The sequence below is a fragment of the Actinoplanes sp. NPDC051633 genome (assembly GCF_040681735.1).
In the GTDB taxonomy this organism is placed as follows: Bacteria; Actinomycetota; Actinomycetes; order Mycobacteriales; family Micromonosporaceae; genus Actinoplanes.
The window spans coordinates 1-11777 of record NZ_JBFAZH010000112.1 but is presented as its reverse complement, the minus strand read 5'-3'; the positions used below and the strand labels follow the sequence as shown (position 1 = coordinate 11777).

Sequence of the window (11777 nt, the reverse complement as noted above, 5' to 3'; positions counted from 1 at the left end):
GCTGGCGTCGGCGGGCCAGGAGGTCAACGTGGTCCGGGCCGAGGGTGGGCAGCCGGCCGTGATCGGCCGGCGGCCCGCGCCGGCCGGGGCACCGACCGTGCTGCTCTACGCCCACCACGACGTCCAGCCGGTCGGCGATCCGGCGGACTGGCACAGCGACCCGTTCGAGCCGGTGGAGCGCGGCGGCCGGTTGTTCGGCCGTGGCGCGGCCGACGACAAGGCCGGCATCGCGCTGCACCTGGCCGCGCTGCGCGCCCTCGGCGACGACCTCGCCGTCGGCGTGACCGTGCTGGTCGACGGTGAGGAGGAGATCGGCTCGCCGACGCTGCGCCGGATCCTCGACGACCACCGCGACCGGCTCGCCGCCGACGTGGTCGTGATCGCCGACTCGACGAACTGGCGGGTGGGCGTGCCGGCGCTGACCACCACCCTGCGCGGCGGCGTCGCCGCCGTGGTCGAGGTGCGCACGCTGCGGCACGCGGTGCACAACGGGGTCTACGGCGGCCCGGTCCCGGACGCGCTGACCGCCCTCGTCCAACTGCTCGCCACGCTGCACGACGAGCGCGGCGACGTGGCCGTCGCCGGCCTGCACCGGGGCACGGCGGACCCGCTGGACCTCACCGACGAGCGGCTGCGGGCCGACGCGGGCCTGGTCGACGGGGTACGGCTGATCGGCACCGGCGCCCTGACCTCCCGGCTGTGGGCCGGGCCTGCCGTGTCCGTCGTCGGCATCGACGCACCGGCCGTCGACGGCGCCGCCCTGACCCTGGTCCCGGTCGCGCGGGCCAAGGTCTCGCTGCGGACGGCGCCCGGTGACGACGGCCGGGCAGCGCGCGACGCCCTGGTCACGCATCTGCGCGCGCACGCGCCCTGGGGAGCCTCGGTCGCCGTCACGGCGGGCGATGCGGTCGAGTCGTTCGCCGCCCGCACCGGCGGCCCGGCCTACGCGGTGGCGCGGGCGGCGCTGGCCGAGGCGTGGGGAGTGACCCCGGTCGAGATCGGCGTCGGCGGTTCGATCTCGTTCGTCACGACGATGGCCGAGGCGTTCCCGGCCGCCGAGATCCTGATCACCGGCGTGGAGGATCCGGACACCCGGGCGCACGGCGCCAATGAGAGTCTGCATCTGGACGACTTCGAACGCGCCTGTCTCGCCGAGGCGCTGCTGCTGCGGAACCTGGCCTGAGCCTTCTGCAGCGCTCAGCAGAACCGGGGCAGGTGGTGGACGAACTGCCGCTTCCACCACGGCCAGTCATGCGCCACGTCATGACCCCACACGTCCAGCTCGTGCGGGATGCCCTTGTCGGCCAGTACGGCGGCGAACGCCCGGGTGCTCTCCAACGTGCCCGTGGTGTCCTCCCACATGCCCTGCCCGCAGACCAGCGTCAGGGACACCGTTGAGCGCAGCCAGTTCAGGTGGTCGCCGTCCATGTTCGGGACGTAGTCCATCGGATTGTTGAAGTACGTCGCGTCGCCCCGCTCGCCCCAGCCCCGCCACCGACTCGGGTCGTAGTTGCCGGACAGGCACAGGGCTCGCGACGCCAGGTGGCCGTACTTGAGGGTGAAGTTGGCCGCGTGATAGGCCCCCATGCTGCACCCGGTGGTCAGGAGGTCGGCCGGCCCGCCGCAGTCGCCGTGGATCCACGGCACCACCTGGTCGGTCAGCCACGACTCGTACGCGTTGTGCCGATGCGCCCGCTCCTCCAGCGGGGCACCCTTGTTGGACCACGACTGCGCGTCGAAGCTGTCCACGCAGTACACCTTCACCCGCCCGGCGTCGATCAGATCGGCGACCGCGTCGACCATGCCCCAGGACTCGAAATCGTGCGCCCGCCCCGCCTCGGCCGGGAACACCAGCACCGGCCGCCCCCAGTGCCCGTACGCGATCACCGTCCCGGCGGCACCGATGGCCGGCGAGTGCAGCAGCTCGACCCGCCGATTCACGAGGTGACTTCCGTGTTCACGTCCCTAGTTTCCGACAGGTCGGCCGGATCTGCTCGGATGGATCCGGAAGAAGGCGGAGATCGGCTCGCGATCGGCTCCCGTGCCAGAATCCGGCATGACCATTCGCCGTGCCGTGCCCGATATCACCACCGCCGACCCGGTCGCGAGCAGCGGCTTCTACCAGCTTCTCGGCTTCCGCGAGGAGATGAACCTGGGCTGGGTGGTCAACCTGGTCTCGCCGTCGAACCCCACCGCCCAGGTCATCCTCATCACCGAGGATGCAGCGGCCCCCGTGAACCCGGACCTCAGCGTCGAGGTCGACGACGTCGACGCCGCCTACCGAGCGGTGCAAGCGACGGGTGCCGAGATCGTGCACCCGATCACCGACGAGCAGTGGGGCGTCCGGCGCTTCTTCGTCCGCGACCCGGACGGCAAGGTGGTCAACGTCGTCAGCCACCGCTGAGGCGTCACCGCGCCGCGGTGTGGATCGGTAGTGCTGCCCAGGTCACCGCCTCGGGGCCGTCCCGCAGGTGGCCCCAGTGATCGGCCAGCGTGTCGATGACAACGGCTTCGAGGGCGGCGGCCCGCTCATCCGGCGGCTCCACGGCGGGCGCGCTGCTGGCTCGGACCCACAGGTAGAGGACATCTCGATCCAGTAGTGCCACGACAGTCATGATGGTCGACGCCTGCCGGATGGTCCGGCTGACCATTTCGCTGGCGAGCATCGTCGCCGCACCGGTCAGGTGTGTCAGACCCCAGGCCAGGCACGCTTGGGTGACGATGTCCCGGGTGCGTCGCGGCGCGCCCGAGATCGGCAGGAGCTGCTCGACGAAGGACGGCGACCTCAGCAGTCCAACGGTGAGGACTTCGCGGGCACGGGCGAATCGGCGCGTGAGCGCTGCACCTCGGCCACGCTGATGGTGGTGCATGAGGAGATCGGTGGAGAGGTCAGCGCACAGCAGGACCGTCGTGCCCGACGCCATAGTGCCGCACTCCGCCGATGGAGACGAACTGGTCACGACGACCCGGTCCGACGCGGACATGTCTGGCAGGTCGAGGATCAAGCAGGTCGGTCGCCGAGCGAGATGGCGCTTCAGCATCGCCTGCAGTTTGCGCATGGAGAACGCGTCCGCCGTGCCGTGGACGGAGATGTGTGTGGACTGCGGGCCCGTGTCGGCCTGCCAGGTCAGCGGACACATGCCGCCAACCGGCCAGTGTCTCCGCGGTGCCGCCTCTCTCGCGTCGTCACGACAGCCCGCATACCCGTCGGCAAGGCGACTACACCCAGGAGTTCACGGGCTGTTGGCGATCGCCAGGGCGGCAGCCGCGACGGCCAGCGCGAAAAAGGTGCCGGGGAACGCGATGTTGTGGAAGACGCGGGCACGCACGTGGGTGGCGAGGGCACCGGCGAAGAAGATGACGAGTCCGATCGCCGCTGCGGTTCCGAGGTGACGCAGCCCGAGCAGCCCGAGCAACAGCCCCGCCGCTCCGGCACCCTTGAGGATCGCGAGTGGTGCCAGCCAGGAATTCGGCACGCCCACCTCCTCCATGTTGGCGCGGACGAACCCGGCCCGGGCGATGCCGGCGGCCGCGATCGAGGCGTTGGCCACGATCGCGACGGCGGTGATGATGACGTACGCGGTGAACACCGTCTCGTCCCCTCGGGGGTGGTATCCCTGCCGGTCGGGTCCAGCTTCACGGCGGTGTCCGCTGCGCGGCCAATACACGTTTCCATAACCTGATGGCATGGACGTCAACACCCGGCTGCTGCGCTACTTCGCGGTCGTGGCCGAAGAAGGCAACCTCACCCGCGCGGCGGAGCGGCTGTTCGTGTCCCAGCCGGCGCTGACCAAGCAGATCAGGCAGCTGGAAAGCCAGCTGGCGGTGCGGCTGTTCGTCCGCTCCCGGTCGGGGATGGCCCTCACCGAGGCAGGGCAGAGGCTCGCCGACCGGGTGCCCGCGGTGCTTGCGGAGTTCGACCAGGTCTTGCGGGAGGCGAAGAGTGCGGCCGGTCACGCCGCCCGGGTGCTGCGCGTCGGATTCCTGGCCGGCGCGGCGAACGAAGCCACCCAGCAGATCCTTGCCGCCTTCGCCCGCTGCCGGCCGGGCTGGCGCGTGGATATGCGAGCCGCCGCGTGGACCGATCCCACTGCCGGGCTCGCCGGTGGCGACGTCGATGTCGCCCTGTTGCGGCTGCCCTTCCCCGGCCAGGACCAGCTGCGCACCGAGGTGTTGTTCAGCGAGCCCCGATGGGTGGCGCTGCCGGTCACCCACCGGCTGGCCGAGCGTGATCGCCTCACCTTCCGGGACCTGTGGGAGGAGCCGTTCGTCGCCGCCCCGGCCGAGACCGGCTGGTGGCGCGACTGGTGGCTGGCCACCGGCGAGCGGGACGGGCACCCGGTCCGGATCGGCGCCGTGACCACCAGCGGCCAGCCGGACGACTGGCTGACCGCGATCGCCAACGGCCACGGCGTCGCGCTGGCCCCGCAGTCCGCCGCCCGCTACTACGCGCGGCCCGACATCACCTATCGTCCGGTCGCCGACGTCAGCCCCAGCCGGGTGGGGATCGCCTGGCCGGCTGCCGCCGACACCGACCCGGTCATCCAGGACTTCATCCGGTGCTGCCTGGACAACAAGCCACCACAACGTTGATCCCGCGCCGCATACCCTGTTGTCAGGCAGCCATCGGCGGCATGTGGTACTCGGCGGCCTCCACCGTGTCGTACACATCCAGCACCGTATCCAGAGCCGAGAGCACCAGCACGTCCCGGACGGGTTTCTGCACGTGCGCCAAGCACAGGCGGCCGCCGATGTCATCCAGCCGTTTCAGCCACATCACCAGCAGGCTCAGCCCGCTGGAATCCATGAACGTCACCCCGGCGAGATCCAGCACGACGTGCCGGGCGCCGGCGTCCACGGCCTCCCGCAGAACGTCCTCGAGCATGGGCACGGTGTCCACGTCGACCTCGCCCTGCACCGTCACCACGGTGCACGCCCGGCCGGGGCGGGTTGACATCAGTAAGTCCACGGGCACGGGCTACCCCTCAACGACGGCTTGACACGGCACCGGGCTGTGAGATGTCCGATTGCCGGACGGGGAATGCGCCTGGCCGGGAGCCCTACGCCGCCGGTCCGGTGGAGACGTCGCGGGGTTCCAGCGGCCGGTTCGCCGGCCCCTGGATGACGGAGCCGTCGACGCCGAAGCGGGAGCCGTGGCACGGGCACTCCCACGCCGTTTCGGCCTGGTTGAAGTTGACGATGCAGCCCAGGTGGGTGCACCGGGCGGACACCGCGTGGACGTCGCCGGTGTCGTCCCGGTAGACCGCGCACTGGTGGCCGCCCACCCGGACGACGGCGCCGGTGCCCGGTTCGACGTCGCCGACCGTGTCGACGCGCGACGGCCGCAACCGGTCACCGATGAAATGACCGGCGACCTTGGCCTGCAGCTTGACCATCGAACCCGCCTCCCGCACCGGGTTGAGCCGGCGCGGGTCGTACAGGCCCGCCCACGCCGGCTCCGAGCCGGTGATGCACGCGGCGAGAAGTTGACCGGCCAGCGCGCCCGTGCTCATGCCCCAGCCGCCGAAACCGGTGGCGACGTACACGTTCCTGGCACCGGGGTGGAAGCGGCCGATGAACGGCACCTGATCGGTCGTGGTGTTGTCCTGGGTCGCCCAGCGATAGCCGATGTCCGTGCCGGGAAATTGCGAACGGGTCCACGCGGCGAGGCGCTCCCAGCGCTCGGCAACGTCACCGGCGCCGGGCGTGAAGTGCTCACCCGTGACGATGAGCAGACGTTGCCCGTCGCCGTACGGCGCGGTGCGGACCGACCGGGTGTTCTGCTCGGGCGTGATGTAGACGCCGCCCGGGTCGCGGTCGGCGGAGATCGCGGCGGCGACCACGAGCTCCCGGCGTGGTTCCAGGCGGGCGAACAGCAGCGCCCGGTCGAAGACGGGGTAGTGGGTGGCGACCACCACCTGCCGGGCGGTCAGCGTGTGCCCGCCCTCGGTGCTCACCGTGCAGCCATCACCCTCGTTCAGGCCGGTCGCGCGGGTCCGTTCGAAGATCCGGCCGCCGCGGCGCGTCAGGTCCGCCGCCAGCGCGAGCAGGTACTTACGGGGGTGGAACTGTGCCTGGTTCTCCACCCGGACGGCGCCGGCCACCGGGAACGGCAGGCCGGTCCGGGTGACGAACGACGCGGCCAGTCCGGCCTCCGCGGCGGCTTCGGCTTCGGCGCGAAGCTGGTCGAGGTGGTCGGGCGACTCGGCGTACGTGAACGCGGGCACCCGTTCCAGGTCGCAGTCGATGGCCAGCCGGGTAGCCACGGCGGCGACCCGCTCCACCGCCTGCTGCTGAGACTCGGCGTACATCCGTGCCGCGTCCGGGCCGAACGAGCTACGCAGCTTGGCGTAGATCAGGGTGTGCAACGCGGACAGCTTCGCCGTGGTGTAGCCCGTGACGCCCGCGGCGATCCGGTCCGCCTCCACCACCGCGACGCGCCGGCCGGCCTCGGTCAGCTCCCAGGCGGTGCACAGCCCGGCGATACCACCACCGATCACCACCACGTCGACGTCCACGTCGCCGGCCAACGGCGGGTAGGCCGTCGCCGATGTCGACTCCATCCAGTACGAGTCGTCCGTAGCTGCCGGCATCCGCCGCTCCTCACCGTCGCCCCTGAGCGGTCTACCCCGATTGCGGAGATCCGAACGTCGGCGTGCTGTGAGCACGGGGGTTATCGGGTGCCCCGGTAGGTGGGCGGTGGGGAGGCGCCGTCGACGACGGGCGGCGGCAGCCGGGCGCCGGTCAGGAAGGCCCGCACCACGCCGATCCGGTCGTAGACGTAGATGTCCCGGTCGGTCGCCAGGGTGGCGAAGGCGGGTGCGTCGTGGGCCATGTCGGCCACCCCCGGCCCACCGTGCACAACGATGAGCGGCGGCCGGGTCCCGGCCGCTGCGTGGGTCACGTGCATGGCGAGTCGTGACCCGTCCGGCCGGGCGATCCACTGCAGACCGGGAACCGGCTCGGGGTCGATGTGACCGGAGCCGGGTACACCCAGCTGACGCTAACCACGGCGGCGCCGGCGAGCAGCAGGGCGGGGCCGGCCAGACGGTGCCGCAGCAGGGATCCGCCACGCCTGCGGAGCAGGAGGGCCAGGATCACCGACGTCACCACCGCCGCTGCCACGCCTCCCGATGCGGCTCCGGCCACCGACCCGGTGAGCTTGGCGAGTCCGACGGGGGCGGCGGCGGCCAGGCCGCTGACCACGACGGAACCGGCCAACGGTGGCTCGGATGTGCCGGCGGCGGCCCGCAAGCAGTTGGTCGGCAATGTGGTCTGTCATACGGCGGCACCCCGCTGTGCTTCGTGCTTCGCGCATCGAAGCCTGCCGCGCCGATCGCCGCCGATCCTCCCTCGCGCGGGGGAGACGGGTCCCCTTGCGTCGGGAATCAGGCCCGCCCGGCCGCCGAAGCCGGCAGGGTGCTCCTCACGGGCCCGTGGTGCGTCACGCGAGGTAGTTGCCCAGAGACTCGAGCAGGCCCCGGGTGCCTCCCTCGCGGTTCGGCCCGTCGGCCCAGAACTGGTCGAAGAAGACGCCGTGCTCGATGTGCGTGAACCGGGTGACCTTGTCGATCGGCTCGAACTCGAGCGACGCCACCGACGTCGACATGTGGATCCCGTCGAGCCACATGTCGTACGTCGTGACGATGCGGACGTGCTCGACGATGTCGGTGTACGTGGCCTCGTACCGCGAGACCGGACCTTCGTGGAATTTTCCTTCGGCGACGTCGCGTCCGCCGACGCGGAAGTCGAATGCCCACTCGCCGGGCTCGATGGCGTCGCCGGCACCCCACCAGGCCAGCTTCTGGTCTTCCTCGGCGAATGCGTCCCAGACGCGTTCGAGAGGAACAGGGTAGTCGCGGGCCAGCGTGAACCCGGCGCGGGCGAGTCGGCGTTCGATCGTCATTCGTGGGTCCTATCGCGTGAAGGTGACGTGGGTCGTGCCGCTCTCGGCCACTTCCGTGGTCACCTTGTGGGTGAGGTCGAGGCCGCGCAGGCCGTCCCAAAGCCGGGTACCCCGGTCGAGCACGATCGGGGCGATCATGACGTGCAAGTCGTCGACCAGGCCGGCGCGCAGGAAGTCGCGCGCGGTGCTGACCCCGCCGCCCACGCGAACGTCCAGGCCGCCGGCGGCCGCGGTCGCCTCGGCGAGCACGTCCTCGATTGCGGTGCTGCGGAAGTGGAACGTCGTGCCGCCCTGCATCGGGATCGACGGACGCGGTGCGGTGTGGGTGAGGACGTAGACCGGGGTGCCGAACGGCGGCTGGTCGCCCCACCAGCCCTTCCAGTCAGGATCGCCGGGGAACGTATGCAGGCCGAACATGGCCGCGCCCATGATCTCGGCGCCGACGCCCTCGAAGTGCCCGGCGGCGTAGGAGTCGTCGATGCCGGTCGTGCCGGTGCCGCTGGTGTCGCCGAACACGCGCTCGTGGAACGTGCGGGTCGCGGCGTGGGCCGCGGTGAGGCGTCCCCAATCGTCACCCATCGGATTTGTCGGGCTCTGGCCGGCCGACGTGTAGCCGTCCAGCGAGACGAACAGGTCGATGCGAACGCGGGTCATGTCAAGTTTCCTTCGCCTTTGGTGCGGATCAGGTGGATGCCCAGCCGGTCGGCTTGGCGTTCTGCGGGGGTGCGCTGATCGTCGAGCCACAGGTGCAGGACGTCGAGGGCGCCCGGTCGCAGGCTCACGGTGCGGACGCGTCCGTGCTTCTGCGACGTGACCAGTCCCGCGTTCTCGAGGATGCGCAGGTGCTGCATGAGAGACGGCAACGCCATCGAGAACGGCGCCGCGAGCTCGGACACGACGGCTGGGGATTTGGCCAACCGTTCCACGACGGCCCGGCGCGTCGGATCCGCGAGAGCGCGGAGCACGGCGTCGACTTCGTCATGATAGTTAGGCACGTACCTAACTATTGCTCAAAGGGCAGAATCTGGTCAACCGGCTGGAGCCGGCGTTACTTCCGGGGTACGCGGGGAATGCGACGTGCCGTGTCCGACGATCACCTCCCGTCCACGAAAGGCCGCTGAAACCGTGCGAGCAGCAGTTCTCGATGTGGGGTCGTGCGCCGCGAACCTGGTGGTGACCGACCCGGGCAGCGGGGTGCTCGCGGCGCGCGCCTGGAAACGGCGAACCATGCTGGCCGAAACGCTCAAGCCGGACGGGACGATCACCGCCAAGGGGCGGCACCGGCTCGTCGAGGCCGTCGCCGCGGCCGCGGACGAGCTCGGCCGGGCGGACGTGGACGACGTCTTCGCGTACGCGACCGCGGCCGTCCGGGACGCGCCCAACCGAGGTCAGGTGCTCGATGCGGTGGAATCGGAGACCGGGATCCGGCTGCGTCTGTTGTCCGGAGTCGACGAGGCGCGGCTGACCTTCCTGGCGGTCCGTCGCTGGCTGGGCCGGACCGGGCCGCTGCTGATGCTCGACATCGGCGGCGGCACCCTCGAGGTGGCGTCGGGCACGGACCAACTGCCCGACGCGGCGCTGTCGGTCCCGCTCGGCGCGGGCAGGTTGACCCGGGAGTTCCTCGGCGACGCCGACCCGCCCCGGCCCGCCGCGGTGCGCAACCTGCGCCGGCACGTCCGCGCGGAGGTCCGCCAGATCGCCGCCCGGTCCGGCGGGTACGACGCCCGCACGACGGTGGCCACCTCCGTGACCCTGCGGCAGCTGGCCAGGCTAACCGGCGCGCCCCCGCTGCGGCGCGGGCCGTTCGTCGACCAGCGGCTGCGGCGACGGGCATTGCGGCCGTGGATCGATCGGCTCGCCGCGATGCCCGCGGCACGCCGGGCACGCATGCCCGGGGTGTCGACGCACCGGGCGCGCCAGGTGCTGGCCGGGGCGATCGTCGCCTACGAGCTGATGCGCGCCCTGGACATCGACGAGACGCGGGTCTGCCCGTGGGGCCTGCGCGAGGGCATTCTGCTGGCGCGGGTGTGCCCGGCCGAGTATGAGGTAGCGCGATCGACGTGGGTCAGAGTCCGCGGCTGATGAGCGCCGAAGCGGCTTCGGCGAGGTTGGTGCCGGCTTGCGCCGCGCGGATGCACAGGCTCAGGTACGCGTCGTCCGCGCTGCAGCGGTAGCCGTTCCTGATGAGCTCGACCGCGAGCCGCACGTCGGCCCGGATGCTCAGGGCCGCTGCATAGCCGGCCACCAGTTCCTGGCCGCCGGCGTCCAGCCCGGACAGATGGATCTCGTCGATGATTTCCCCGGCCGGATGCCCGTGCACCGAACAGATCCCCGCGATCAGCGGTGCCATCGCCACCCGGTCGTGACTGTAGACGTTGAGGACAGCGATGGCGTCGCCACGTCCGGCGTGCAGCGGCACGGACACCGACGCGTGCAGGCCCATCCGTGGCGCCTGCTGGTGGAAGCCGGGCCATTGCACGGTGAGATCGACATCGGGCACGCCCACCGGCCGCCCTTCGGCGAGGGACTCGAGGCACGGGCCGGCGTTGTCGGCGTACTGCGCCTCGTCGACAGCCCGGATCAGATCGTCGCTGACCGCCACCGTGATATACGTGCTGCCGCGAAGGGCGGTGATCGACGCGTACCGCGCGGCGGCCACTCGATCCGCGGTCAGCCTCGCGATGGTCACCAGCTGCCCATGAACGCCGGGCAGGTGTTCCGGAGTGGCCGCCAGGGCGGTCAAGGCGGTGGCCAGGGCGCCGTTCGCCGGCGGATCGGAGCCCGTGGGGCGCGGAGACGATGCCATGTCTCTCCTGCTGACGTCTGCCTACCGGCTCGTCCTGTCGGCGAGCCTCCCGGTGTCGAGTAGTTCCTGCGCCACATCCCCGATCTTGCGGCGCTGGTCGCGGGCGCTGCGGCGCAACACGGTGAAGGCGGCCACCGAGTCGAGCCGGCGTTGCGCCATCAGAAAACCGACGGCGCGTTCGATGACCACCCGGTAGTCGAGGGCGTACTGCAGTTGACCGGCCACCTCGCCGGCGCTCTGCGCGGCCATGGACGCGCTCAGCGTGGCCTCGATGACGTCGCTGTAGCTCGCCAGGGCCGCCCGTTCCGACTCGTCCCAGCTGTGCGGATGGTCGATGTAGACGTCGATGGTGCCGACCGGCACACCGCGCAGACGCAGCGGGCAGCCCAGCATGGCGACGACGTTGTGCCGGGTCAGCGAGTCTGTGATCGCGGGCCATCGGCCGTCGGAACGGAGGTCGTCGGTCGCCACGATGTCGTTGGTGACGAACGCATCGACGCACGGGCCCTCACCGGACTCGCTCTGCACCTCCTCCATGAAATGGCTGGGCCCGTCGCTGGCGGCGATGTAGTGCAGGTCGTTCTGCTCGTCGGCGATCATCAGGCCGCTGCCGTTGACCCGGAACAGCGCCGCGCAAGCGTGCACCGCCTGGTCGACGGCGGCGACGATGTCGTGGCCGGCGGTGCCTCGCAGATGCCCGAGACTGTCGGCCAGCGCCTTGGAGTCGATGTTCGCCATGGACCTCTCCTCACTCGCCGTTCGGGGGTCTCGCCGGCCCGGCGAGGCCGTCGCCGGAGGGTGTGGCGAGCCGGAGCAGGCCCGCGATGAGGTCCGCATAGGCGGCGACGGCCTCGGCTTGCTCCTCCGTCCACGGCTCCGGGCCTGCATTCCCGATCCGGGCGAATCGAAACAAGTTGACGCGCCCCGGAGGGGCCCGGGTTCTCCGCCCTTGCCGGAGGCTCAGCGGCCGGTAGCGGCACGGCCCCGGAGGGGCCCGGGTTCTCCGCCCTTGCCGAAGGCTCAGCGGCCGGAAGCAGCACGGCCCTGTGGAGGTCCCGGCTGCAT

Annotated in this window: 17 protein-coding genes and 1 pseudogene; 4 read left to right on the top strand and 14 right to left on the bottom strand. The window is 71.3% G+C overall.

The genetic code is table 11. From position 1 onward, the window contains the following. A partial coding sequence (locus tag AB0M20_RS09660; protein ID WP_364296312.1) for a M20/M25/M40 family metallo-hydrolase occupies positions 1 to 1183 on the top strand: 1183 nt, incomplete at its 5' end. A gap of 14 nt (positions 1184 to 1197) precedes the next feature. On the opposite strand, the gene AB0M20_RS09655 is transcribed toward AB0M20_RS09660, so the two are convergent. After that, the gene (locus tag AB0M20_RS09655; RefSeq protein WP_364296310.1) at positions 1198 to 1941 is read right to left on the bottom strand and encodes an alpha/beta hydrolase-fold protein; all 744 of its coding nucleotides are present in this window, start codon (positions 1939 to 1941) and stop codon (positions 1198 to 1200) included. 115 nt (positions 1942 to 2056) lie between these two features. Between AB0M20_RS09655 and AB0M20_RS09650 the strand changes: the two genes are divergently transcribed. Next, positions 2057 to 2404 (top strand): VOC family protein, encoded by a 348-nt coding sequence (locus AB0M20_RS09650; protein ID WP_364296308.1) that lies wholly within the window; start codon positions 2057 to 2059, stop codon positions 2402 to 2404. 4 nt (positions 2405 to 2408) lie between these two features. On the opposite strand, the gene AB0M20_RS09645 is transcribed toward AB0M20_RS09650, so the two are convergent. Together AB0M20_RS09645 and AB0M20_RS09640 are read right to left on the bottom strand one after the other, a co-directional pair. Continuing rightward, a complete protein-coding gene (locus AB0M20_RS09645; protein WP_364296306.1) occupies positions 2409 to 3140 on the bottom strand; it encodes a hypothetical protein in 732 nt (243 codons plus the stop codon). A gap of 93 nt (positions 3141 to 3233) precedes the next feature. Next, complete coding sequence (locus AB0M20_RS09640; protein ID WP_364296304.1) at positions 3234 to 3590, bottom strand: DoxX family protein; 357 nt, start codon at positions 3588 to 3590, stop codon at positions 3234 to 3236. A 97-nt stretch (positions 3591 to 3687) separates the two neighbouring features. Here AB0M20_RS09640 and AB0M20_RS09635 point away from each other — a divergent pair, with 97 nt between their 5' ends. Continuing rightward, a complete protein-coding gene (locus AB0M20_RS09635) occupies positions 3688 to 4593 on the top strand; it encodes a LysR family transcriptional regulator (protein WP_364296302.1) in 906 nt (301 codons plus the stop codon). A 22-nt stretch (positions 4594 to 4615) separates the two neighbouring features. Here AB0M20_RS09635 and AB0M20_RS09630 read toward each other — a convergent pair whose 3' ends face one another. The 8 genes and pseudogenes from AB0M20_RS09630 to AB0M20_RS09595 form a co-directional block, all read right to left on the bottom strand. Further along, positions 4616 to 4957 carry an STAS domain-containing protein gene (locus AB0M20_RS09630; protein ID WP_364296300.1) on the bottom strand — a complete coding sequence of 114 codons (342 nt, stop codon included), beginning with the start codon at positions 4955 to 4957 and terminating at the stop codon, positions 4616 to 4618. A gap of 103 nt (positions 4958 to 5060) precedes the next feature. Continuing rightward, positions 5061 to 5396: a Rieske 2Fe-2S domain-containing protein gene (locus AB0M20_RS09625; RefSeq protein WP_364296314.1), complete on the bottom strand. Its 336-nt coding sequence runs from the start codon at positions 5394 to 5396 to the stop codon at positions 5061 to 5063. A gap of 90 nt (positions 5397 to 5486) precedes the next feature. After that, positions 5487 to 6563: pseudogene (locus AB0M20_RS09620) on the bottom strand (FAD-dependent oxidoreductase); the annotation flags it as partial. A 110-nt stretch (positions 6564 to 6673) separates the two neighbouring features. Further along, positions 6674 to 6835: a hypothetical protein gene (locus AB0M20_RS09615; RefSeq protein WP_364296298.1), complete on the bottom strand. Its 162-nt coding sequence runs from the start codon at positions 6833 to 6835 to the stop codon at positions 6674 to 6676. Between the two features lie 65 nt (positions 6836 to 6900). Further along, positions 6901 to 7221, bottom strand: a complete 321-nt coding sequence (locus tag AB0M20_RS09610) for a hypothetical protein (RefSeq protein WP_364296296.1) — start codon at positions 7219 to 7221, stop codon at positions 6901 to 6903. Between the two features lie 223 nt (positions 7222 to 7444). Next, positions 7445 to 7906: an SRPBCC domain-containing protein gene (locus tag AB0M20_RS09605; protein WP_364296294.1), complete on the bottom strand. Its 462-nt coding sequence runs from the start codon at positions 7904 to 7906 to the stop codon at positions 7445 to 7447. A 9-nt stretch (positions 7907 to 7915) separates the two neighbouring features. Next, positions 7916 to 8560 (bottom strand): dihydrofolate reductase family protein, encoded by a 645-nt coding sequence (locus tag AB0M20_RS09600; RefSeq protein WP_364296292.1) that lies wholly within the window; start codon positions 8558 to 8560, stop codon positions 7916 to 7918. After that, a complete protein-coding gene (locus tag AB0M20_RS09595; protein ID WP_364296290.1) occupies positions 8557 to 8901 on the bottom strand; it encodes a metalloregulator ArsR/SmtB family transcription factor in 345 nt (114 codons plus the stop codon). Before AB0M20_RS09595 ends, AB0M20_RS09600 begins: the two co-directional genes overlap by 4 nt. A gap of 130 nt (positions 8902 to 9031) precedes the next feature. Here AB0M20_RS09595 and AB0M20_RS09590 point away from each other — a divergent pair, with 130 nt between their 5' ends. Beyond that, positions 9032 to 9988 carry a Ppx/GppA family phosphatase gene (locus AB0M20_RS09590; RefSeq protein ID WP_364296288.1) on the top strand — a complete coding sequence of 319 codons (957 nt, stop codon included), beginning with the start codon at positions 9032 to 9034 and terminating at the stop codon, positions 9986 to 9988. Here AB0M20_RS09590 and AB0M20_RS09585 read toward each other — a convergent pair. The 3 genes from AB0M20_RS09585 to AB0M20_RS09575 are packed head-to-tail and all read right to left on the bottom strand — an operon-like array spanning position 9972 to position 11625. Beyond that, a complete protein-coding gene (locus AB0M20_RS09585; protein ID WP_364296286.1) occupies positions 9972 to 10712 on the bottom strand; it encodes a GAF domain-containing protein in 741 nt (246 codons plus the stop codon). The genes AB0M20_RS09590 and AB0M20_RS09585 overlap by 17 nt on opposite strands. Positions 10713 to 10733: 21 nt before the next feature. Then, complete coding sequence (locus tag AB0M20_RS09580; protein ID WP_364296284.1) at positions 10734 to 11450, bottom strand: GAF and ANTAR domain-containing protein; 717 nt, start codon at positions 11448 to 11450, stop codon at positions 10734 to 10736. A gap of 10 nt (positions 11451 to 11460) precedes the next feature. Then, positions 11461 to 11625 (bottom strand): hypothetical protein, encoded by a 165-nt coding sequence (locus tag AB0M20_RS09575; RefSeq protein ID WP_364296282.1) that lies wholly within the window; start codon positions 11623 to 11625, stop codon positions 11461 to 11463. Positions 11626 to 11777: the final 152 nt, after the last annotated feature.